This is a genomic window from Streptococcus sp. 121 (assembly GCF_016458205.1).
Taxonomy (GTDB): domain Bacteria; phylum Bacillota; class Bacilli; order Lactobacillales; family Streptococcaceae; genus Streptococcus.
This window is the reverse complement of the sequence record NZ_JAEMED010000035.1, coordinates 1-22,459: the sequence shown is the minus strand read 5'-3', so window position 1 is coordinate 22,459 and position 22,459 is coordinate 1. Positions and strand designations below refer to the sequence as shown.

Annotated in this window: 27 protein-coding genes and 1 pseudogene; 19 read left to right on the top strand and 9 right to left on the bottom strand. The window is 43.7% G+C overall.

Features of this window, described 5'->3' with window-relative positions:
- A pseudogene (locus JEQ21_RS07570) lies at positions 1-135 on the top strand (group II intron reverse transcriptase/maturase); the annotation flags it as partial.
- A gap of 398 nt (positions 136-533) precedes the next feature.
- Here the strand turns inward: JEQ21_RS07570 and yidC are convergent.
- Together yidC and JEQ21_RS07560 are read right to left on the bottom strand one after the other, a co-directional pair.
- The gene (yidC, locus tag JEQ21_RS07565) at positions 534-1,475 is read right to left on the bottom strand and encodes a membrane protein insertase YidC (protein ID WP_325176129.1); all 942 of its coding nucleotides are present in this window, start codon (positions 1,473-1,475) and stop codon (positions 534-536) included.
- Between the two features lie 82 nt (positions 1,476-1,557).
- Positions 1,558-1,836 (bottom strand): acylphosphatase, encoded by a 279-nt coding sequence (locus JEQ21_RS07560; RefSeq protein WP_199364764.1) that lies wholly within the window; start codon positions 1,834-1,836, stop codon positions 1,558-1,560.
- 31 nt (positions 1,837-1,867) lie between these two features.
- On the opposite strand from JEQ21_RS07560, the gene JEQ21_RS07555 reads away from it, so the two are divergent.
- From JEQ21_RS07555 to JEQ21_RS07470, 18 genes are all read left to right on the top strand, one after another.
- Positions 1,868-2,605 (top strand): TrmH family RNA methyltransferase, encoded by a 738-nt coding sequence (locus JEQ21_RS07555; RefSeq protein WP_199364763.1) that lies wholly within the window; start codon positions 1,868-1,870, stop codon positions 2,603-2,605.
- An 11-nt stretch (positions 2,606-2,616) separates the two neighbouring features.
- A complete protein-coding gene (locus tag JEQ21_RS07550) occupies positions 2,617-3,303 on the top strand; it encodes a Bax inhibitor-1/YccA family protein (RefSeq protein ID WP_196091485.1) in 687 nt (228 codons plus the stop codon).
- A 104-nt stretch (positions 3,304-3,407) separates the two neighbouring features.
- On the top strand, positions 3,408-3,641 hold the full coding sequence (locus tag JEQ21_RS07545) for a YneF family protein (protein ID WP_196091486.1): 234 nt from the start codon (positions 3,408-3,410) through the stop codon (positions 3,639-3,641).
- Between the two features lie 94 nt (positions 3,642-3,735).
- The gene (gene racE, locus JEQ21_RS07540; RefSeq protein ID WP_199364762.1) at positions 3,736-4,530 is read left to right on the top strand and encodes a glutamate racemase; all 795 of its coding nucleotides are present in this window, start codon (positions 3,736-3,738) and stop codon (positions 4,528-4,530) included.
- Positions 4,527-5,483: a nucleoside-triphosphate diphosphatase gene (locus JEQ21_RS07535; protein ID WP_199364761.1), complete on the top strand. Its 957-nt coding sequence runs from the start codon at positions 4,527-4,529 to the stop codon at positions 5,481-5,483. Before racE ends, JEQ21_RS07535 begins: the two co-directional genes overlap by 4 nt.
- Positions 5,465-5,989: a metallophosphoesterase gene (locus JEQ21_RS07530; RefSeq protein ID WP_199364760.1), complete on the top strand. Its 525-nt coding sequence runs from the start codon at positions 5,465-5,467 to the stop codon at positions 5,987-5,989. The genes JEQ21_RS07535 and JEQ21_RS07530 overlap by 19 nt, the downstream gene beginning before the upstream one ends.
- Entirely contained in the window at positions 5,986-6,447 is a 462-nt protein-coding gene (gene cbpB / locus JEQ21_RS07525) for a cyclic-di-AMP-binding protein CbpB (RefSeq protein ID WP_196967437.1), read from the top strand. The genes JEQ21_RS07530 and cbpB overlap by 4 nt, the downstream gene beginning before the upstream one ends.
- On the top strand, positions 6,444-7,193 hold the full coding sequence (xerD, locus tag JEQ21_RS07520) for a site-specific tyrosine recombinase XerD (protein ID WP_199364759.1): 750 nt from the start codon (positions 6,444-6,446) through the stop codon (positions 7,191-7,193). Before cbpB ends, xerD begins: the two co-directional genes overlap by 4 nt.
- Entirely contained in the window at positions 7,184-7,900 is a 717-nt protein-coding gene (locus JEQ21_RS07515; RefSeq protein ID WP_199364758.1) for a segregation/condensation protein A, read from the top strand. The genes xerD and JEQ21_RS07515 overlap by 10 nt, the downstream gene beginning before the upstream one ends.
- Complete coding sequence (gene scpB / locus JEQ21_RS07510) at positions 7,897-8,460, top strand: SMC-Scp complex subunit ScpB (protein ID WP_199364757.1); 564 nt, start codon at positions 7,897-7,899, stop codon at positions 8,458-8,460. Before JEQ21_RS07515 ends, scpB begins: the two co-directional genes overlap by 4 nt.
- Positions 8,450-9,193: a pseudouridine synthase gene (locus JEQ21_RS07505; RefSeq protein ID WP_196967441.1), complete on the top strand. Its 744-nt coding sequence runs from the start codon at positions 8,450-8,452 to the stop codon at positions 9,191-9,193. The genes scpB and JEQ21_RS07505 overlap by 11 nt, the downstream gene beginning before the upstream one ends.
- On the top strand, positions 9,190-9,441 hold the full coding sequence (gene yidD, locus JEQ21_RS07500; RefSeq protein WP_196091495.1) for a membrane protein insertion efficiency factor YidD: 252 nt from the start codon (positions 9,190-9,192) through the stop codon (positions 9,439-9,441). Before JEQ21_RS07505 ends, yidD begins: the two co-directional genes overlap by 4 nt.
- Before the next feature lie 113 nt (positions 9,442-9,554).
- Positions 9,555-10,094 (top strand): tRNA (uridine(34)/cytosine(34)/5-carboxymethylaminomethyluridine(34)-2'-O)-methyltransferase TrmL, encoded by a 540-nt coding sequence (gene trmL, locus JEQ21_RS07495; protein ID WP_199364756.1) that lies wholly within the window; start codon positions 9,555-9,557, stop codon positions 10,092-10,094.
- Positions 10,095-10,105: 11 nt separating this feature from the next.
- A complete protein-coding gene (locus tag JEQ21_RS07490) occupies positions 10,106-10,669 on the top strand; it encodes an ECF transporter S component (RefSeq protein ID WP_196967443.1) in 564 nt (187 codons plus the stop codon).
- Positions 10,659-11,312, top strand: a complete 654-nt coding sequence (locus JEQ21_RS07485; protein ID WP_199364755.1) for a phosphatase PAP2 family protein — start codon at positions 10,659-10,661, stop codon at positions 11,310-11,312. The genes JEQ21_RS07490 and JEQ21_RS07485 overlap by 11 nt, the downstream gene beginning before the upstream one ends.
- A gap of 200 nt (positions 11,313-11,512) precedes the next feature.
- On the top strand, positions 11,513-12,070 hold the full coding sequence (locus tag JEQ21_RS07480; protein ID WP_199364754.1) for a tRNA (mnm(5)s(2)U34)-methyltransferase: 558 nt from the start codon (positions 11,513-11,515) through the stop codon (positions 12,068-12,070).
- Entirely contained in the window at positions 12,063-12,320 is a 258-nt protein-coding gene (locus JEQ21_RS07475; protein WP_199364753.1) for a hypothetical protein, read from the top strand. Before JEQ21_RS07480 ends, JEQ21_RS07475 begins: the two co-directional genes overlap by 8 nt.
- Complete coding sequence (locus tag JEQ21_RS07470; protein ID WP_199364752.1) at positions 12,321-14,372, top strand: cation:proton antiporter; 2,052 nt, start codon at positions 12,321-12,323, stop codon at positions 14,370-14,372.
- A gap of 493 nt (positions 14,373-14,865) precedes the next feature.
- Here JEQ21_RS07470 and JEQ21_RS07465 read toward each other — a convergent pair whose 3' ends face one another.
- The 7 genes from JEQ21_RS07465 to adhP form a co-directional block, all read right to left on the bottom strand.
- Positions 14,866-15,693: an exodeoxyribonuclease III gene (locus tag JEQ21_RS07465; RefSeq protein ID WP_199364751.1), complete on the bottom strand. Its 828-nt coding sequence runs from the start codon at positions 15,691-15,693 to the stop codon at positions 14,866-14,868.
- 108 nt (positions 15,694-15,801) lie between these two features.
- Positions 15,802-17,079, bottom strand: coding sequence for a serine--tRNA ligase (serS, locus tag JEQ21_RS07460; RefSeq protein ID WP_199364750.1), 1,278 nt, complete (start codon positions 17,077-17,079; stop codon positions 15,802-15,804).
- Positions 17,080-17,290: 211 nt separating this feature from the next.
- Positions 17,291-17,665 carry a DUF956 family protein gene (locus JEQ21_RS07455; protein WP_199364749.1) on the bottom strand — a complete coding sequence of 125 codons (375 nt, stop codon included), beginning with the start codon at positions 17,663-17,665 and terminating at the stop codon, positions 17,291-17,293.
- A 310-nt stretch (positions 17,666-17,975) separates the two neighbouring features.
- Positions 17,976-18,887, bottom strand: coding sequence for a PTS system mannose/fructose/sorbose family transporter subunit IID (locus JEQ21_RS07450; RefSeq protein ID WP_199364748.1), 912 nt, complete (start codon positions 18,885-18,887; stop codon positions 17,976-17,978).
- A 17-nt stretch (positions 18,888-18,904) separates the two neighbouring features.
- A complete protein-coding gene (locus JEQ21_RS07445; protein WP_196967412.1) occupies positions 18,905-19,714 on the bottom strand; it encodes a PTS mannose/fructose/sorbose transporter subunit IIC in 810 nt (269 codons plus the stop codon).
- A gap of 20 nt (positions 19,715-19,734) precedes the next feature.
- Positions 19,735-20,724 (bottom strand): PTS sugar transporter subunit IIB, encoded by a 990-nt coding sequence (locus JEQ21_RS07440; RefSeq protein ID WP_199364747.1) that lies wholly within the window; start codon positions 20,722-20,724, stop codon positions 19,735-19,737.
- Positions 20,725-21,110: 386 nt separating this feature from the next.
- Complete coding sequence (adhP, locus tag JEQ21_RS07435) at positions 21,111-22,133, bottom strand: alcohol dehydrogenase AdhP (protein ID WP_199364746.1); 1,023 nt, start codon at positions 22,131-22,133, stop codon at positions 21,111-21,113.
- Positions 22,134-22,459 lie beyond the last annotated feature (326 nt).

Here is a 22,459-nt window from a genome sequence, read left to right as displayed (position 1 = left end):
TGGGGTGACCACTATCAACTAGTAGCACAAAAGTCAGTATTAAAGAGAGCAATATCAAAACCAGTCCTCGCCAAACGAGGACTGGTCAGCTGTCTCGATTACTACTTAAAACGACATGCGTTAAAAGTTAATTGAACCGCCGTGTGCCGAACGGCACGCACGGTGGTATGAGAGGGACTATCCATTAGTCCCTACTCGATTGGCTTATACTCATTAAATTTCAAAATCTGACGTGGTCAAGCCTCTTCGGTGAACTTCAGTTCTATACTCTTTTAGTTTATCTTTTATTACTGTGTTAGCTCGTCTTGCCGTACTTTAGTACTGCCTGCGACTCGCTGCCTTGTACTAAAAGCAAACTAAAAGACTATACCATCATCGGCTTTCCTAATCATTTTTTTGAAATTTTCGGGTATTCCGATTTTGAAGTTTGTCCAGTATTCCGAAATTGATAGGGAGTCTAATAATAGAATGAAAAAACACCAAGTCAAGGTTTCAATGCCTTGACTTGGTGTCTTTTATACTCTAGCAACTTCTTATTTACGAGACCGTTGCTTACCTGCGTTGCGTTTTTTATTGGAGTTGTTGCGATTTTGTGAGCTTTGTGGTGTCACATCTTTGATTGGTCCGTTATTTGCACTAGCTCCGAAGCTAGCTGAAAAGTTGCTTGGTTTTTTTGGAGGGTTTTCTTCAAATTCCTTAGCGACTTGTTTCCGGAGACGAGGACGTACCACATACATGGTAATCAATTGTTGAATGATGGAGAAGAAACCACCGACCAACCAGTATAGAGCAACACCAGCTGGTGAATTGAAAGAGAAGACCATAATCATGATCGGACTCATAAGGACCATAGATTGCATTTGTTTCCGTTGTTCTTCAGAAACTCCGACCAAGGTTAGGGCGGACTGGATTAAATAGAGGACACCCGTTAGAATGGTCAAGAGCATACTTGATGAATCCAATGGAATTCCCATCCAACTGGAACCTGCAATCCCTGGTGTATGTTGTGCTGCAAAGAAGAGGGCAGAGAAGAAAGGCATTTGAATCAAGATTGGTAAGCAACCAACTCCACCGAGTGGATTAAGGCCGTTCTCTCTTTGTGCCGCCATAAATTCTTGATTGGCCAATAATTTTTCTTCTTGGGTTTGGGCATTTCGCATCCGTTCTTGGATAGGTGCCAAGATTGGTTGCATATAAGCCATCTTTTCAGCTTGATAGGCTGCTCTATGGGATTGCATGAGCCCCAATGGCAAAATAATAATCCGTACAATAATGGTTACCAGAATAATGGCAACCCCATATCCCAATCCTTGATTTTCAGCAAAGAAGGTGATTAGGATACTCATGGGTTTTCCCAAAAGATCCCAGATAAGGCCCGTCGGATTTCCGCTCGCATCACGGCCGACACAGCCAGAGAGCAAGACCAGCATCGAGGCTAGGAGTCCTGCAGAAACAAATTTTTTTCTAATTGTCACATTCATCGTCCTTTTCTAAATTATTACCCTTCCCATTTTACTGTTTTTAGGCCTAAATTACAATAGGACCAAGGTCTGACCTTTAGTTTTGGATGGCAAAATCTTGATAAGAGGGGAAGTTAGCCATGGTAACGTCGACATAGGTCACCTTGGAAAAAGGGCTAGGTCCTTTTCTCACCTCTTGGATAAAAAGTGCCATCTTTCCGGCATCTTCAGACTGGGCTAGAATTTCCACCGTTCCATCCTCTCGATTCCAGACACGTCCTGTAATCCCTCCCAATGAATTGGCGAGTTCCCAAACAGACCAGCGAAAACCAACTCCTTGAACGCGACCTTGAACAATTAACCGTACTTTTTTCATAGGTTCCTCCATTTGTGCTATAATATCTCTTATGACTATTATAACCTCTAAAACCAATCCCTTGATTAAAAAGATCAAAAAATTACAAAAGAAAAAATACCGCAAGGATTCTTATCTGATTGAAGGTTGGCATCTATTTGAAGAAGCTTATCAAGCTGGAGTAGAATTTGGGACTATTTTTATTTTAGAAGAAGAAAAAGAGAGACTTCCAAAGGGTTTGGCCTATCAACTGGTTTCTACCTCCATTCTAGCTGAATTGGCGGATTCCAAAACACCTCAAGGGATTGTGGCAGAGGTGAAACGAGAGATCCTCGAAAGGCCAGATTTAAGCCAAGGAAAATGGCTGTATTTGGAGGAAGTTCAGGATCCAGGGAATGTTGGAACCATGATCCGTACAGCAGATGCAGCAGGTTTTACTGGGGTTTTGGTAAGTCCTGGGACGGCAGACATCTATAGTCCTAAGACCCTTCGATCCATGCAAGGAAGCCACTGGCATTTGCCGATTTACGAGTATTCGTTGGATGAGTTAACCAAAGTCTCTCATGCCCCGCTTTTGGTGACGAGTCTAAAGGATCGGTCGCAGTCTTACCTGGACTTAGCTCCTATGGAGCAGCTCATCCTCTTAATGGGGAATGAAGGGCAAGGGGCTTCTGGTCTAGCTCATTCGTTGGCGGATCAAACCGTTCATATTCCTATGTCAGGTCAGGCAGAGAGTCTAAATGTGGCCATCGCTGCTGGTATTCTCTTGTTTCATTTAAAAAATAGCTAAAGGAGTTTTTTATGCAACCAATCATGTCGCAAACCGATACTGGTTTAAATCGTTTTTTCGCTAAAGTTTATGGTTATATGGGGATGGGGCTTGGTATTTCAGCTCTCGTTTCTGGTCTGTTGCTTTATGTTTTCCAAGCAACCATGATAAATATTATGGTCAACCATTCTTGGGTTTACTATGCTGCCTCTTTTATTGAGTTGGCTCTTGTTTATTCAGTTTCAACAACCGCTTGGAAAAATAATCCAATGGCCATGCCACTTTTCCTTTTCTATTCAGCCCTAAACGGCTTCACCCTCAGCTTTATCCTAGCAGCTTACAGCCAAACGGATGTGTTTGCGGCCTTCTTGACCGCTACACTGACCTTCTTTGCTATGGCAGTGGTTGGTCTTGTTAGCAAGCGGGATTTGTCTGGTATGGCTCATGCTTTTCGCATGGTCTTATTCGGAGTTTTAATTGCTAGTTTGATTAATATTTTCTTACGTAGTGCAGGCTTGTCCTACATCATGAGTATTGTGATGGTTGTGATTTTTGCAGGCTTAACTGCTTATGACAACCAACGGATTCGTCAAGCCTACCAGCAATCAGGCGGACAAGTTTCCAACGGTTGGGCTATTTCCATGGCTCTCAGCCTATACTTGAACTTTATCAACCTTTTCTTGAGTATCCTCCGCATTTTTGCGGCTAATCGCGATTAAGGTTGATTCCTCCAAGTTTTGCTTGGAGGTTTTTTTCTTTTTGAAAAAGAGGCTAGGCTTTGGTATAATAAGGAGAAATGTATGAAAGTGGAAGGAATTGAATTATGCCTCTTTGGTTAGGAATACTATTAATCGTTGTTTTCTTTATTGCTGGTGTAGCACTTGGAATTTATTTGTCTCGCCGTCAATTCGAGCAAGAAATTGCTCAATACCCTCGTTTGAATAAGGATGCCCTGCGTGTCATGATGGGGCAAATGGGACAAAAACCAAGCGAGGCGCGTGTCAATCAAGTTTATCAACAAATTGTCAACCAACAAAAGAAACAAGCCAAGAAATAAACAAGCGAGGCTGAGACAAAAGTCTCGGCCTTCTCGTTTTTTCTAGGGTGGTTACAGCAATATTGGCCACTGGGCTAGATAAAAGGAGGATGGCATGGATAATCGTCCAATTGGCTTCTTGGATTCAGGAGTCGGTGGTTTGACCGTTGTAAAAGAGCTCCGACGCCAACTACCCCATGAAGAAGTTATTTATATAGGAGACTCTGCCCGAGCTCCGTATGGCCCTCGGGCAGCTGAAGAAATTCGAGAATATACTTGGGAACTGGTTCGTTTTTTGCAGGCTAAAAATGTCAAAATGATTGTCATTGCCTGTAATACGGCAACAGCTGTGGCCTGGGAGGAAATCAAAGAAGCGTTGGATATTCCAGTGCTTGGTGTTATTCTTCCAGGTGCTTCTGCAGCTCTTAAAGTCAATCATAAAGGAAAGATTGGTGTCATTGCGACAGAAATGACCGTCGCCTCGGATATTTACCGCCAAAAGATTCAGTCCTTGGATCCCAATGCCCAAGTCATAAGTCAGGCCTGTCCACCTTTCGTGCCCCTAGTCGAAGCGAATGAGCTTCACTCTAGTCTGGCTAAAAAGGTTGTGTATGATCAGTTAAAAGATTTTCAGGGACAGGTTTCAACCTTGATTTTGGGATGTACCCATTATCCCTTGCTACGGCCAGTCATTCAAAATGCCTTGGGTCCTGAGGTCACCTTGATTGATAGTGGCGCTGAGTGTGTTCGGGATATTTCGGTCCTCTTGAATTATTTTGAAATCAATCGTGGACGTAATTTGGAACAGCAGCAACACGCCTTTTATACGACGGGAGATGCGGCTGCCTTTACCCAGCTAGCCCAGACCTGGCTAGAAGAAGAAGTACGAGTGGAGCATATAGATTTATGAAACAAGAACTAGTAGAATTTCGAGATGGACAAGACTGGTACGTCGCACAGGTGTCTGACGGACCTCACTTAAGTTTCGCTTTTGATCAGGAAGATCAGGTTTACCATTTCCTAGCCCCTTTTCAAAATTTGTCTCAAAAAAATGGCTTTAAAGTGCAAGTTTTCCAATGGTCTTCAGCTCAAAAGCTGGCACAGTTTATGGTGGACCTGATCAATCGCAGTGAGAACCGTCATCTGAGCCTAGAGCGCCGAGGAGCTGCCCTGTTGGTTGTGGAAGAAGGGCGTCTGCTACATGTGGTTCTACCAGAAGGAGGGGAAGAGTTGGATAAGGTGCTGGGACAAGCGGAATTAGAGCCCCTTTTGATTGCCACGCGCAATGAGGGCAAAACAGCGGAGTTTAAGAAAATCTTCGAACCACTAGGTTTCCGAGTGGAAAATCTCAATGATTATCCAGATCTGCCAGAAATTGTGGAGACAGGTACGACTTTTGAAGCCAATGCCCGTCTGAAGGCAGAAGGAATTGCAGAACTAACAGGGACTATGGTTCTAGCGGATGATTCCGGCCTAAAAGTAGATGTCCTAGGTGGGCTTCCAGGAGTATGGAGTGCCCGTTTTGCTGGACCAGATGCGACGGATGCTGAAAATAATGCTAGATTATTACATGAGATGGCCATGGTTTTAGATAAGGAAAATCGTTCAGCTCAGTTCCATACGACCTTGGTTGTCGCTGCTCCGGGGCGTGAGTCTTTGGTTGTTGAGGCCGATTGGCCTGGTTACATTGCCTTTGAGCCTAAGGGAGAGAATGGGTTCGGTTATGATCCCCTCTTTCTCATAGGTGAGACTGGAATAACGTCTGCTCAGCTAAGTATGGAGGAGAAAAACCAGCAGTCTCATAGGGCTCAAGCTGTTCAGAAATTAGTGGAGGTATTTCCATCATGGAGAGACGGACAGTAGTTGTTATGAGCGATTCTCATGGGGATCGCAGTATTGTACAAGCCATCAAAGAACAATGGCAAGATAAGGCAGACTTGATTTTCCATAATGGAGATTCAGAATTGGAAGTGGATGATTCAGTTTGGGACGGTATCCATGTTGTTGCCGGAAATATGGACTTTTTTGCAGTTTTTCCGGATCGTCTGAGTGTCGATTTGGATGGGCACAAGATTGTCCAAACTCATGGCCATCTGCAAAATATCAATTTCACCATGGATAAATTGGCCTACTGGGCGCAAGAAGAAGGAGCCAGCATCTGTCTTTACGGGCATCTCCATATCCCTGCTGCTTATCAAGAAGATGGGATCCTTTATTTGAATCCAGGTTCAGTCAGTCAGCCGCGTGGGACAATCTTGGAACGTCTCTATGCTGTGATTCGTCTTGAAGGCAATCAAGCTCGTGTGGACTACTACACACGAGATCATCAGCTTTTCCCCAGCTTAAGCAAGGAGTTTACTATCAAATGATTGCACAACCCCTAGAGGACTATTTGAAGGCCCAAGAGTCCACCTTTCTAACGCCTGCTGCGAATCTGGCGGTTGTCATCGATAGCCATAACGTGGATCATGTAATTCTACTGCTAAGTCAGATTACCTATACACGGATTCCTGTCGTGACAGACCACGGTAAATTTGTAGGAACGATTTCTTTAACGGATATCCTGAGCTATCAAATACAACACAATCTGTCAGCTGCAGAGCTGGAAAATATGGACATTGTGCATATGGTCAAAAGAGATGGACTTACCCTGGGACCGGGTTACACCCTGACAGAGGTCTTTCACAAGTTGGTGGACGAGTCCTTTCTACCGGTCTTAGATGCTGAGGGCCTTTTGGAAGGGATTATTGCTCGTAAATCCATTCTCAAGGCAACCAATGCCCTGCTCCATGATTTTGGCCAACATTATGAAATGAGTCCCAAATGAGAGCTTGGATTGAGTCCTTTTTAGAAAGCAAAAGACTTTCCACCAATACCAGGGCGGCCTATGTATCGGATTTAAAGCAATTAGAGCGGAGCCTGAATGGTAAGGTAGATGATCTGGGTCTTAAAGTCTACCGGGACTCTTTGAGTCATCTCAGTGTAACGGCTCAGCGGCGAAAGCTATCCGCCATTAACCAATTCCTCTTCTTTCTTTATCAAGAGGGACATGTCGAACGTTATTACCGTTTGGATTTGCCGCCTTTGAAAAGTCAAGAGGAGCCGAGTGCTCCTGACCAGGCTTTGTTGGCTAAGGATTTGTTTCAGATAAAGACCCAATATCCACAAGGCCAGCTTTTGGTAGCTCTGATTTTGGAAACCGGGCTCTTGCCAACTGAAATTATTCAGCTGAAGAAGTCCGATTTACAGCCTGCTCTTGGTCTTTTGCAGGTGGGACAAAGCGGTAAACGCAGAGTTCTGGAAGTGGGAGAGAACTTGAGAAAGCTCCTGGGCCAAGAAGGCCCAGGCACCTTTCTCTTTGAACATCAAGGGAAACCCTATACCCGTCAGTGGGTTTTTTTACAGATAAAAGCATTTTTGGAGGAGCAGGAGCTGACAACTCACTCCCCTCAAAGTTTACGAGAGCAGTATATTTTTAAAGAATTGAAAGCCGGAGTGGACTTGCTGACGATTGCAGATAATCTAGGCCTGCGCTCCTTACACAGTATTGAGAAATACCGCAAATGGAAATAAAAATCAAAGATTTTGAGGGACCCTTGGATTTGCTCTTGCACCTCGTCTCTCGCTACCAAATGGATATTTATGATGTTCCCTTGTTAGAGGTGATTGAACAGTATCTGGCCTACCTGTCAACCCTCCAAGCCTTACGTTTGGAAGTGGCTTCTGAGTATATGGTTATGGCCAGTCAGTTGATTTTACTAAAAAGCCGGAAGCTCTTACCCCAGATTCAAAGTCAAGAGGAAGACGAGCTAGTGGAGGATATGGAACAGAACCTGCTTCAACAATTGGAAGATTATCGCTACTTTAAAGCAGCCAGTCAGGAATTGGCCCGGCAGCATGAGGATCGCTCGCTCTATTATAGCCATCCCTCTAGTCCTTTGCTTTCGGAAGTTGTGGAACTCAATCAGGACGTCACCTCCATGGACCTCTTTTTGACGTTTTCGCATCTACTACGGCAGGAGAAAAAGAAACGGCAGGGACAGCATACAACGGTAGAACGGGATGATTTTCGGATTGAGGATTCCATGGATCAGGTTCGCCAAGGTTTGAAGCAAGCCAAGGGAAAACTGGCCTTTAGCCAACTTCTAGTTCAGGCTGAATCGCTTTCCCAAATGATTACACAATTTTTAGCCTGTTTGGAATTGGTGAAAATCCAAGAAATTCGTCTCCATCAGGCTGAGACCTTTGATGAAATATGGATAGAAGGACAGGTAACATGAGTCAATTAGCGGCCTTGGAGGCCCTCTTATTTACAGCTGGTGAGGATGGTCTCGATCGCTTCCATTTGGCCTCCATGTTGGATGTGGATCCAGTTCAGCTCGAACCCTTGATCAAGGCTTTAATCCAATCCTATGACCAGAATCCTGATTCCAGTTTGACGGTCATTGAGACCAAGCGAAGCTTACGTCTGGTGACCAAGCCGGCCTATGCTTCTTTATTGGAAGCCTATGCACAGACACCGATGCAGCAATCTCTTTCCCGGGCCAGCTTGGAGGTGCTTTCCATTGTTGCTTACCGTCAGCCAATCACTCGCATTGAAATTGATGCTATTCGCGGTGTTAACTCAAGCGGGGCCTTAACCAAGTTGCAAGGGTTTGGTTTAATCAAAGAGGTTGGTAAAAAGGAAACCTTAGGGCGCCCAAATTTATATGGCACCACTGATTATTTTTTGGACTACATGGGGATGAATCAATTAGAAGATCTTCCTCAGATTCAAGTAGAGGAAGAAGAAGAGCAAGAGAAGTCCTTGTTTAGGATTGAGGAAGAAAATGAGAATTAATAAATACATAGCCCATGCTGGAGTTGCCAGCCGTCGCAAAGCAGAAGAGCTGATTAAGCAGGGTCGGGTAACGATCAATGGCCAAGTGGTCAAGGAATTGGCTACCACTGTGAAAAAAGGGGACCGTGTAGAAGTTGAAGGTCAACCGATTTATCATGAGGAAAAAGTCTACTACCTTTTAAATAAACCCCGTGGAGTTATTTCCAGTGTCAGTGATGACAAGGGCCGGGCAACTGTTCTTGATTTTTTTAGTGGGGTCAAGGAACGGATTTATCCCGTTGGCCGCTTGGACTGGGACACTAGTGGTGTTTTGTTATTGACCAATGATGGTGATTTTACAGATGAGATGATCCATCCTCGAAATGAAATTGACAAGGTTTACCTAGCGCGTGTGAAAGGATTGGCTACCAAGGAAAACCTTCGTCCGTTAACCAGAGGTATTGTCATTGAAGGAAAGAAAACAAAACCAGCAGTCTACAATATTTTAAAAGTCGACCCGGTTAAAAACCGTTCCGTTGTGGAATTAACCATTCATGAAGGCCGGAATCATCAGGTTAAGAAGATGTTTGAGGCGGTTGGACTTCAAGTTGACAAATTATCCCGAACTCGTTTCGGTCATCTGGATGTAGCAGGTTTACGGCCAGGCGAATTCCGACGGTTAAACAAAAAAGAAATTAGTCAACTGCATAACCTAGCGGTAACGCCTAAGCAGACTGGGAAGAAAAGACGATGAGTCGTCTTCTGATTCTTCTGGTGAAGGGCTACAAACGCTTTATTTCGCCTCTTTTTCCACCTTCCTGTATCTATAGCCCCACTTGTTCTACTTATATGATTCAAGCCCTAGAGGCTTATGGCCTATGGGGCCTCTATTTGGGCAGTAAGCGAATCTTGTCCTGTCACCCTTGGTCACAGGGGGGAGAGGATCCCCTTCCAGATTCCTTTGTCTTTTTCAAAAAAACAATCAAGAAGCTTGACAGGTAAGGTGTTCCTGGTATATACTAAGACTGTAATTTGATTGATTTAGCTCAGACCTGTTGTGATCTAAGTTAATCAGATGAGCGCACCACATTGCCCGCTGAGCTTGACTCCGGACAATGTGGCTATTTTTTTTATTCGAAAGGACCTTTTCCTTGAATCATATTGTTTTATACCAACCTCAGATTCCACAAAATACAGGAAATATCGCTCGGACCTGTGCCGCAACCAATAGTCCCCTTCATTTAATCCATCCTTTGGGTTTTCCTTTGGATGATAAAAAGATGAAACGTGCAGGGCTCGATTATTGGGACCAGTTGGAGATTTTTCACTATGAATCTTTAGAGGATTTTTTGAGCCAACATGGTCATCAATCACTCTATCCCGTTACCAAATTTGCAGAAGCGACCTATGCTGAGAAGGACTATCAGACAGGGAACGATGCTTACTTTATTTTTGGACGGGAAGATACTGGCTTGCCTGCGGATTTCTTACAGGACTATCGGAAACAGGCGATTCGGATTCCCATGAATGATGACCATGTCCGTAGTTTAAATGTTTCCAATGCAGTCTGTATGGTGGTTTACGAGGCTTTACGCCAACAGAACTTTGTTGGATTAGAAACCGTTCATCATTATGAACAAGATAAGATTAAATAGATAGGTACGACATGACTCGAATTAAACGCTTGACAATCGTGGCAGTGTTGGCTGCCCTTTCCTTTATTTTGATGTTTTTTGCTATTCCCATTATTCCAGGTGCAGATTTCTTGCAGTTGGATTTAAGTATTTTACCCATTTTGGTGGCATTGGAGTTGTTTGGTCTGAAGCAGGCAAGCTTGGCTCTCTTGCTTCGTTCGTTACTGAAGCTTTTATTGAATAACCAAGGGATTTCGACTGTTATCGGGCTTCCTATGAACATGCTCGGAATTTTCTCTTTTATGTTGGTGTTAGCCATGGTTTGGCGTAAAAAGGATTCCTATGTTCAGTATTTTCTAGCTGGAGGCTTGGGAACCCTAGCCCTAACCGTGGTGATGCTTGGGATGAACTATTTCTATGCCATTCCCCTGTATGCTAGCTTTGCTGGATTTGATATTGCTGCTATCATTGGGCTTGGAACCTATCTCCAAGCTATGGTTCTCCCCTTCAATTTGATTGCTGGAGTGTCTTATACCTTTAGTTTTTGTCTGATTTGGGCACTCATGAAACCGGTGGTGAAAGCCTATGCAGAATAAGCAAAGCTACTGGACGAGAGGGAGTTTTTGTCTCTTATTATTTGTGATTTTGGGGTATACAGTTCGTTTCTATCCTCAAAACTTGGTGGCTTTTGATAGTGGGATTCAAACCGCTGTTCGTGGTGATCTTCCCACAGCTTTGACGACTTTCTTTACCAGTCTAACCAAGATTGGGAATATGCCGGTCATTATGGGCTGGGTTGCCATGGCTACAATCTTCCTTCTGTGGAAACGTTACTATAGCGAGGCAATCCTCTTAGTAGGGAACCTGGCTTTAACTGGCTTACTGGTTCTTATCTTGAAAAATATCTATCAAAGACCACGTCCTGGTATTGAGCATCTAGTTGCAGAGAAGGGGTTTTCTTTCCCCAGTGGTCATGCTCTAGCAGCCAGTTTGGTGATCGGCTCTGTGCTGATTATTGTCAGTCAAAATGTTCAGGCAGGATGGCTTCGGCGTTTTTTACAAGGATCTCTGATTCTCTTGATTTTGGCCTTACCCCTTTCCAGAGTTTATCTAGGGGTTCATTACCCGAGCGACGTCATTGGTAGTCTTTTACTAGGATTCGGAATATTATATTTAGAATTTCCCGCTTATCAAAGACTTCGCTTTCGTTGGCGTTTCACAGGCAAACAAGCAAGGTAGCTCATGCGTTAGCTTGCTTTCTTTTTGGGGAAAAATGGTATAATGGGAACATCTTTGTACTTAACTAATTCTGATATGCTCAAAAAATTTCAAAGAGATGACTAGGAAAGACGATGAAGGTTGAACGAAAGTTCACCGAATCGGCTTGACAAGGTCAGAATTTGAAATTTAATGAGCATAAAAAGATGGGGGAGGAAAAAATGCCACTAAAACCCTTAGACATGGCCCATGAATTTCTGGTTCAGGTCCTTAGCCCAGAGGATACCACAGTGGATGCAACCATGGGGAATGGCCATGACACACTCTTTCTAGCCCAAAGGAGCGGTCTTGTCCATGCTTTTGATATTCAGGAACAAGCTTTGGTTCAAACCCAGCAGCGTTTGGAACAGGCTGGTCAGAGCAATGTTCAATTACACTTAAAGGGACATGAGCATCTGGCAGAATATGTGGATCAGGCTAAGGCGGTGATTTTTAATTTGGGTTATCTACCGTCAGCGGATAAGAGTCTAGTGACCCTTCCAGAAACGACATTGGCAGCGGTGAAGGCAGCCTGTGATATCTTGCTTCCGGGTGGTCGGATTGCGATGATGGTCTATTGGGGACATCCAGGAGGTACAGAGGAAAAGGATGCACTCTTGGCATTTGTCCAAGACCTGCCGCAAGAGGATTATACCGTTTTGGAATACCGAACCCTGAATCAGCGGAATTGTCCCCCTTTTTTAATTATGATTGAAAAGAAAGTAGAGAAACATGGATAAGCAATTTATTGAAGAACGTTTGCAGGCTTTAAAAGATAGAGCACGGTTACAAGATGTTCGTGTGGATGATCATCAGGCTATCCAAGCAGGTCATGAGCGCCAGTTACGTCGTCAACAAAAACGAGTTTTAGGTTTGGAGATGAAACGATGTGCCTTGCAAATTAATGGGCAGGATGATCAGCCAACTGCTAAAAAGGTGGCGAAAGAGAAAAATTTTTATCAGAAGCTTTGTCAGGGTGGAACGCGCTAGATGGAAATCTTGCTGATTTTATTAATTTTTGTATCGGTATTAGTGTTATCAAATGCATTAAATAAGGTTATCCCTCAATTACCTGTCCCTTTTCTACAGATTGTATTTGGGATCATCATTGGATTATTTACGCTTTCAGACCAAATTGAATTTGATACGAACGTGTTTCTGGCTTTGATCATTGGTCCTCTAGCCTTTCGCGAGTCGGAGGAGGCGGATGTGTCTAGTATTGGCCGGCATTGGCGCTTCATCCTTTATTTAATTTTCCCCCTTATCTTTTTGACGACCCTTGTTTTAGGAGCTGTTATCCATACCCAGTTAGTGGTTGTACCGTGGGCAGTAGCGATAGCCACAGGTGCTGCCCTAGGCTCGACTGACCTGATTGCATTTTCGTCCTTGGCCGAGCGATTCCGATTTTCGCAGAAGACAGAGGATATCTTAAGGGGGGAGGGGCTCTTGAATGATGCAAGTGGTTTGGTCTCTTATCAAACGGCCATTCTGGTTTGGACAACCGGTATGTTTTCTGTAACCCAAGCTGGAGGTACGCTTTTTGTTCAAATTGCAGGAGGAATTGTGGTTGGTTTCTTCGCGGCTGGTTTGAATTTCATTACCCACAAGATACTGATGCGTTACCAAGCTGTTGATGTGGCGGGAGAATTGTTATTAGAACTGAGCCTCCCACTTCTGACCTTTTATTTGGCGGATCAGCTACAAGTTTCAGGGATCATTGCAGTTGTTGTGGCTGGAATTTTGAAGTCTAATCGCAGGAAACGCTTTAATCAACTTGAGGTGGAAATAGAAGAAACCTTTGACACTGTTTGGAAAGCAGTGAACTTCATGTTAAATGGGGCTGTCTTTCTTATTTTAGGAATTGAATTGGTCTATATGTTTGATCCAATTGTCAGAAGTCCCTTGTATGACAATGCGATTCTTTTAGGATTGAGTGTCCTTTTAACAGTTGTTTTATTTGCCCTTCGTTTTATAGGAATTACTGTCTATTATGCTCTTCGTGCATGGATCAAAAAGGATAGTTTGACCTCCCAGTGGAAGGAAATTTTCATCCTAACGTTTTCAGGAGTCAAAGGAACTATGTCGATAGCGACCATCCTTCTCTTACCACAAGATCTAAAAATTGCTTATCCGAGTTTACTCTTTATAGTGGCTGGCGTTACGCTCTTCAGTTTTTTGACAGGTCTTTTGGTTTTACCTTATCTAGCTGATCAGCCAGAGGAAGATATTGATTATGCTGCAGAGATAGCTGTTCTTAATGCAGTCATCAATCAAATTGAACAAGACATTCAAGAAAGTACGGAGAAGGAGGCTCTATATGCTGTGCTTGATAATTATAATGATCGGATTGGTTCTTTGATTATTGAGCATGAAGGGCGTTCCATTCGACAGCAATGGTTAGATTTGAATCTGTTAACGTTAAGTGTCGAAAATGATGGTCTCGATCAGGCCTATGAAGCGGGACAATTATCAGAACGTGCTTACTTTGTTTACCAGCGTTATTTAAGAAGATTGGAAGGGCAAGTGAGTCGCTCAGTTATGAGCCGTTTAACATTTCTGTTACTATTTTTTTTCCGGGTAGCTAGACTGCTGGTCCATGAAATCATGACATTTGGATCCTATACTCGCCAGTGGTTGGCTGGAAATCAGCCGCAGCTAAGTGCGGAGGAGAGCGATCAATTGGCTATTCTTTATCTGAACAATACAGAAGTGTTGATGGATGCCTTGGCTGAGTTGTCAGGAGTCTACTCAACGGAGCTCCTGCATTACTACAGAGATTATCGTTTACGAGAAGCAACCATTATCGGGGATGGTGGATTTGTCAGTCGTGTTTTATTGCGAACCAGACAATACCATTCAAAGGAACTAATTGCGGCTTATTATTTGGAACGAAAAATCATTCATGAATTTGAAAGTGATGGGCTGATTTCAAGTGAAAAAGCGAATCATTTACGGTCAGTTGTCAACCAATTGGAAACTTATTCTTTAAAGGAAAGTCATCTGCAGATGAATCTTTTAGAATTGGGGATTCGCAGAGAATAGACAGTTTATGCTCACTGAAAAGCACAATTTTAGCCTTAGAAGTGAGTCGCAGAAAATACTGAGCTACGGCATTAAATGTCAAAATTTAGTACGATTTAACAAGAAACCTCTACTTTATAGTCTTTTAGTTTGCTTTTAGTACAAGGCAGCGAGTCGCAGGCAGTACTAAAGTACGGCAAGACGAGCTAACACAGTAATAAAAGATAAACTAAAAGAGTATAACATAAAGAAAAAGTAGTGAGGAAATCTTTCGCCGAAGGTTTCTTCACTACTAAGCTTAGTATGTTTGAAATTCGTTAATCCTGGACAAACTTCAAAATTGGAATACTCGAAAAATTTCAAAAAAATGACTAGGAAAGCCGATGATGGTAGAACTGAAGTTCACCGAAGAGGCTTGACAACGTCAGATTTTGAAATTTATTGAGTATAAGTGTTATAGAAAATAAATAATTTGACATAAAGAAGCACGAGTCTCAGTACTCGTGCTTCTTTGTTAGAGTTCAATTTTTAAAAGTATAGGAGTGTGGTCCTGACGAGCTCCAGAGTCAATCATGCTGGATTCTTGCACCTTATCCGCAAGACGGTTGCTAACCAACCAGTAGTCAATTCTCCAGCCGGTGTTATTGATTTTGCTGGTTCGGCTGCGTTGAGCCCACCAGGTATAGTGATCTGGAATCATCCCATGGAGGTGACGGAAGGTATCTGTGAAACCTTTGGCCAAGAGATTGGTGAATCCTTGGCGTTCCTCGTCTGTAAAGCCTGGGGAACGGCGGTTAGAGGCAGGGTTAGCCAAGTCGATCTCGTTGTGGGCTACATTGTAGTCACCGGTTGCTAGAACAGGTTTGTTTTTGTCTAGGCTTGCTAGGTAGTCAGCGTAGCAGGCATCCCAGACTTGGCGTTCTGCCAAGCGTTTAAGGCCATCACCTGCATTGGGGGTGTAGACCTGTGTCACATAGAACTCTGGGAATTCAAGGGTGATAATCCGGCCCTCTAAGTCCATGGTAGAAGGAGCACCAATTTCTGGATAGCTGATGACAGGATCCAGTCCTTTTTTATAGAGGAACATGGTTCCAGCATATCCTTTACGAGCTGGTTCAACAGAAGAACGCCAGGTGTTTTCATAATCTGGGAAAAGGTCAGCCAAAATTTCTAAATGTTTTTTGGTAGGTCCCTTGGCAGACAATTTAGTTTCCTGAATGGCAATGATATCAGCATCTTCATCGACTAGGGTTTGCAAAACTGCTTGTGACAATTGAGCCCGAGCTGAGTCAGAAGTCAGAGCGGCGTTCAATGAATCAATATTCCATGAAATGAGTTTCATAATCTATCCTTACTATTTTTTCAATTGTTATCATTATACCAAAGAAAGAGCTGGAATTTGTCTAATGGAGATTGAAAAAGCTGGGCTTTCGCCCAGCTAACAGCTTCTTTACGGAACTTCAATTTTTTCAACACCACCCATGTAAGGACGGAGAACTTCAGGGATTGTCACAGAGCCATCTTCGTTTTGGTAATTTTCCAAGATAGCAGCAACAGTCCGACCCACGGCTAGTCCTGATCCATTCAGCGTATGGACATGTTTTACCTTACCATCTGCTTCATCCCGGTAACGGATTTGTGCCCGGCGTGCTTGGAAGTCTTCGGTGTTGGAGCAGCTTGAGATTTCACGGTAAGTGTTTTGCGCTGGAATCCAAACTTCCAAGTCATACGTTTTTGCAGCTGAGAAGCCCATATCTCCAGTTGAGAGGGTCAAGACACGGTAGGCCAAGCCAAGTTTTTGGAGGATTGACTCGGCGTTTTGAGTCATTTTTTCCAATTCTTGGTAAGATTCTTCCGGTTTGGCAAATTTAACCATTTCGACCTTATGGAATTGGTGCAAGCGGATCAAACCACGGGTGTCGCGTCCTGCTGAACCGGCTTCAGAACGGAAAGATGGACTCATGGCAGTGAAGTAGATTGGTAGGTCTTTGGCTTCCAAGATTTCCCCACGGTAGTAGTTGGTAAGGGGAACTTCCGCAGTTGGAATGAGGACATAGTTGGTATCTGCCAATTCAAAGGTATCCTCTTTGAATTTTGGATATTGACCGGTTCCAAACATAGAATCGTGGTTGACCATATAAGGTGGAATCACTTCAGTGTAGCCTTCTGTCAAGTGCTCGTCCAACATGAAGTTGTAAAGTGCGCGCTCCAAACGTGCTCCGAGTCCTTTGTAGAAAAGGAAACGAGCTCCAGTCACTTTCCCACCACGTTCCCAGTCCAAAATGCCTAGATCTTCTCCCAGGTCCCAGTGAGCTTTGGGCTCAAAGTCAAATTCAGGCACTTGACCCCAGCGACGAATTTCCACATTGTCTTCTTCATCTTCCCCAACTGGAACAGACTCATGTGGAAGGTTGGGAAGGGTTACTAGAATGTCCTGAAGTTCCTGGTCAATGGTTGCTAAGCGGGCATCCAATTCTTTGATTTCGGCAGACAAAGCTTGCATGGCTGCAATCTTGTCATCCGCATTTTCGTTGTTGCGTTTGGCTTGGGCAATTTCTGCAGAGACGGTATTGCGTTTGGCTTTTTCTTCTTCAACCTGAACCAAGAGTTCCCGACGTTGCTCGTCTAACTCTTTCATCTTATCTAAGATAGCAGCGTCGACTCCACGTGTGGCCAATTTTGCCTGAGCTGCGGCAAAGTCATTGCGAACCTGTTTTAAATCTAACATAGAAACCTCCTCTAATGAAAAAACACACGAATGCTGGTGTTGGAGCGTCGAAACGCGGTTCCATCCAACTTCACATCGTGTGCCTTGATTCCTTATCTAAACTATATCCAACGGTAGAATTTCGTCCTTCCCTTCTATCTGCTTGCAGCAACCGCAGACTCTCTAAAAGAAGAAATAAGACTACTTGTCCGTTTGTTTCATTATATCCAAACTAGCCCTTTTTGGCAAGCGCTTGCTGAATTTTTTTCCAGGTCAATTGGACCAAGGTCGGTAGACGAACGACTTTCTCGTTCCCGATGTGTTGACGAGCGATTTTGAGGATCCGGCCGGAGTCTGGGGAAGAGAAGCGGAAATTTCCTAAATCTGTCTTGACTTCAAAATGCCGACTCACCTTTCCACGACTAACATTAGCTCCAATGCTTTGGATATTTTCCCAAGGCATTTGAATAAAATCTTGCACATTCCGATCGCTATAGAATTCAAGGGCTTTATCACCAACCAAAAAATTTCCGACCTGCCCGCCGACTCCGAGATAGGATTGGCCTCTGGTTTGGAATTCAACGCTTGTATTAAGGGATTGAACCATATTTCCTCCTTTATACTCTATTCAGTTCAAAATCTGCATATCGTTATGGTTTACAAGTTTTACTTACATCATGTAGGCATAAATGTTAACTCAATTCCTGAATTATACTCTTTTAGTTTATCTTTTATTACTGTGTTAGCTCGTCTTGCCGTACTTCAGTACTGTCTACGACTCGCTGCCTTGTACTAAAAGTAAACTAAAAGACTATAAAATTCGAGTCAGATTTCAAACTGCTTTGAGTATTCTGGTTTTGAAGTTGATTGAATGTTGAAAAAAACAAGGTGGGACTTTGTCGCCCCACCTTGAAACATTACATGATACCTGCTACGTGAGCAAGGATTCCGACAACAAAGAGTGCCAAGATGATTGTGATTGGAGAAACTTTCTTCTTAAGCAACCACATGCAGAGGAAGGTAAGGAGGAGTCCCATCAAACCAGGAATCAAGCTATCCAAGTTTTGTTGGAAGGTTGTTACCTTAGTTGGAGTTTGAGAAAGTCCTGCGTCAACTTGAGCGAAGGCTTCTTGGATACCTTCCCAACCTTCAGGAAGCTGATCCCAATGGATGTAAGCTTTCTCATCTAGTTGAACTTCGGAAACGTTGAAGGCAAACTTGATGGATACCCAACGTTGTACCAGAACGGCAAGGATAAACATACCAAGGATAGATGCTCCTTTAGTGATGTCTTGAAGGATACCACCAGACATGTTTTTAGTGATTTCAGATCCAGCACGGTAACCCAATTCTTGTGTATACCATTGGAAAGCCATACGAATTAGGTTCCAAAGTACGAAGAAGAGGATTGGTCCCATGATGTTACCTGAGAGGGCAAGAGAGGCTCCCAAGGCACCAAGGATTGGACGAACAGTGAACCAGAAGACTGGATCTCCGATACCGGCCAAAGGTCCCATCATACCAATTTTAACCCCTTGGATCGCAGCATCGTCAATCTCAGCACCACGCGCACGTTCTTCTTCCAAGGCCAAGGTTACCCCAAGGATTGGAGAAGCTACGTATGGGTGAGTGTTAAAGAATTCCATGTGACGCTCTAGAGCAGCAGAGCGATCTTCTTTTGAAGTATAAAGACGTTTGATGGCTGGAACCATAGAATAAGCCCAACCCAAGTTTTGCATCCGCTCATAGTTCCAAGAACCTTGTAAGAAAGTGGAGCGCAACCACACTTTCTGACGATCATTTTTACTTAATTGAATCTTTTCAGTCATGTTGTGAGTCCCCTTTCTTAATAGTCTTCAAGAATGTCCCCGATTGGGTCAGTTGAAGTAGCAGCACCACCGCCACCGTTTCCTGAACCACCTTGTTTTGATAAGTTCAAGTAGATGAAGGCAAGAGCAACCCCAATCGCACCAAGGGCAATCAAAGTCAAATCAGAAACAGCGGCAAGAGCAAAACCGATTGCGAAGAATGGCCATACTTCGCGAGTAGCCATCATGTTGATAACCATAGCATAACCTACGGCCACAACCATACCACCACCGATCGCCATACCGTCAGACAACCAAGCTGGCATTGCTTCAAGAGCAGACTGAACGGCTTCAGTTGGAATAGCAAGAAGAAGCGCTGCAGGAACCGCAATCCGAAGTCCTTGAAGAAGAAGGGCGATGTAGTGGTAACGTTCCATTTTAGCAATATCCCCTTCTTTAGCAGCTGCGTCAGCACCGTGGACCAAACCAACAGAAGCAGTACGCACCAACATAGTAAGGAAGAGACCCGCTACGGCAAGAGGAATCGCAACAGCCTGAGCAACAGCAATACCACGTGTAGAAGTGTCACCACCTAATACGAGGATAATAGCAGCTGCAACGGAAGCGAGGGCAGCATCGGGTGCAACCGCAGCACCAATGTTAGCCCAACCAAGAGCGATCATTTGCAGAGAACCACCAAGGATAATACCTGCTGTGAGGTTACCAGTTACAAGTCCGATCAAGGTACAAGCAACAAGTGGTTGATGGAATTGGAATTGGTCCAAGATACCTTCAAGTCCAGCTAAGAAGGCAACAAGGACAACCAAAATTGCAGAAATCAATGACATGTTTTATGTCCTTTCTATTGTTATTGAACGTTGGCCTTAGAGATGAGGTCAAACAAATCTTTTTTAGAGTCATTCGGAACCTTACGGACGTCGAATTCAACGCCAAGGTCACGCAATTTTTCAAAGGTTGCAACGTCTTCTTTATCCATAGAAAGAACGTTGTTCACCATTGTCTTACCGGTTGAGTGAGCCATCGACCCAACATTCAAGGTCTTGATTGGTACACCACCCTCGATGGCACGTAGGGCATCTTGTGGAGTTTCAAATAAGATAAGTGCGTGGGTATCTCCGAAACGAGGATCTTTAGAAACATCAATCAATTTTTGAATTGGGACAACATTGGCTTTGACATTACCAGGTGCCGCTTGTTTGATCAATTCTTTCCGAAGCTCATCTTGGGAAACAGAATCAGATGCAACGATGATACGGTCTGCTTTTGAGTCTGGCGTCCATCCAGTCGCAACCTGTCCGTGTAGCAAGCGTGTATCAATCCGAGCTAAGTTGATTTTCAATTTCCCGTCGCCGATCACAGTTCCTTCTGGAATCGCTGCTTGGGCAATTGGTCCCTCTGCAGCAGGTGCAGCTTCATCAGCAGGATTAAGCTCTTCTGGTAAAGCTTTAATACCATCTTTCGCTTCCTTGATGATATTAGCAGCAACGGCCTCAACACCTGCAGATGCATCCATCATCCGTTCTGTATAGGCCTGGATTAACATTGGCAAGTTCAAACCAGTGATGATGGCAAACTTGCGCTCAGGGTTTTCACCCATGACGCGGCTAGCTTGGTTGAAGGGGGATCCACTCCAAAGGTCTGCTAGGACAAGGACTTCATCCTCTGCGTCAAACGCGGCCACAGCGTCATTAAACTTGGCATACAAGTCGTCTGGCCCTTCACTTGGCATAAAGGTCACAACCTGGACTTTCTCCTGATCTCCAAAGATCATGGATCCAGATTGGTGAATGCCGGCAGCGAATTCACCGTGGCTGGCAATAATGATTCCAATACTCATTATTGGTCTCCTCCTAAAAAATATTTGCGACTTAAATCCTTAAGAAATCTTTAAGCCATCTTATTGTAAAGCGATTTCAAGAAAATGTCAAGCTCTTTCAAAAAAACCATAGACATCCAAAAAAACCACAACAAAAAGGTAGAGCACCCTGCTCTACCTTCGGTTAAGTGATACTCAATGAAAATCAAAAATTAAACTAGGAAGTGAGCCGCAGACAGCTCAAAATCTCTGGGAGAGGTTTTGAGTTTACTGATAAAACTTTCGGAGAAAGTTTCAAATAAGTACGGCAAAGTTGACAAAAACTTCGTTTTTTCAACTAGAATCTCTGACAGTCTTCCAGACTGTCAGACCTGACAACGTTTAAATTTGATTTTCAAAGAGTATGATTAAGCGTTTTTGAAGTCTAACACCATACGGCCTTGAATGGTACCTGCTTCCATCTCGTCAAAGACAGCAGGAGCTTCGTCGACAGGGCGAAGTTGAACAACTGGTACTACCAAACCTTCAGCTCCAAACTGGAAGGCTTCTTCTAAGTCTTTCCGAGTTCCAACCAAGGAACCAACAACTTTAATACCGTCCAAGACAAGTTTAACAATGCTGAGGTCCATGTATTCAGATGGGAGTCCAACTGCAACGATGCTTCCAGCAGGTCTTACGGAATCAACGGCTTGGTTAAAGGCTACCTTGGAAACCGCAGTAACGACAGCAGCATGAGCTCCAATGCCTGTGATTTCCATGATTTTAGCAGCCATATCTTCGATTTCAAGCCCATTTAGACTAACATCCGCACCTGATTCAAGAGCTAAGTCTAATTTGTCTTGGTTAATATCAACTGCGATAACATGAGCGTTGAAAACTTTTTTGGCATATTGAATGGCAAGATTCCCAAGACCACCGGCACCGTAGACAACCACCCATTGACCAGGCTGAATATCGGCTTCTTTAATCGCTTTATAAGTTGTTACACCCGCACAAGTGATAGAAGATGCTTGGGCGGGGTCAAGGTTGTCAGGGACTTTCACAGCATAGTCTGCTGTAACAATACATTGTTGGGCCATACCGCCATCTACAGAGTAACCAGCATTTTTGACATCACGACAAAGGGTTTCACGTCCAGTCGTACAGTATTCACAAGTTCCACAACCTTGGAAGAACCAGGCAACGCTGACGCGATCGCCAACTTTGAGACTAGTAACATCTGGAGCGACTTCTTTAACAATCCCAATTCCTTCATGACCTAGAACACGTCCAGGAACTTTTCCAAAATCTCCATGAGCTACGTGCAGGTCTGTGTGACAGACACCACAGTATTCTATTTCAACAAGAGCTTCACCGACTTCGATGGGACGAAACTCTTTTTCCACAACTTCAACACCCGTACCTTCTGAATTAACAACAACTGCTTTCATAAAAGCCTCCTTATTCTTAGGGAGAATTCCCGTTTTCATATGTTTAGTATATCACAATGGTTTTATAGGTGCAAGCGTTTACATGTATTCTGAGAAAAAGAAAGCAGAGGCTGGGCAAAAACTAGCTTATAGAAATAAAAAAAGTGAGCAATTCCAGAATAGAGTTGCTCCTTTTTCATTTTATGCTTTATAATTATAATAACCACAAAATAACTAGAAAGAAATAAAATGTATAAACAGTATAACACAAATCAACTCAGCCTTGACCTATCTATTGCTTGGGATATCCCTGAAACTCATGAAGCACGTCTCATTAGCCAGTTTGT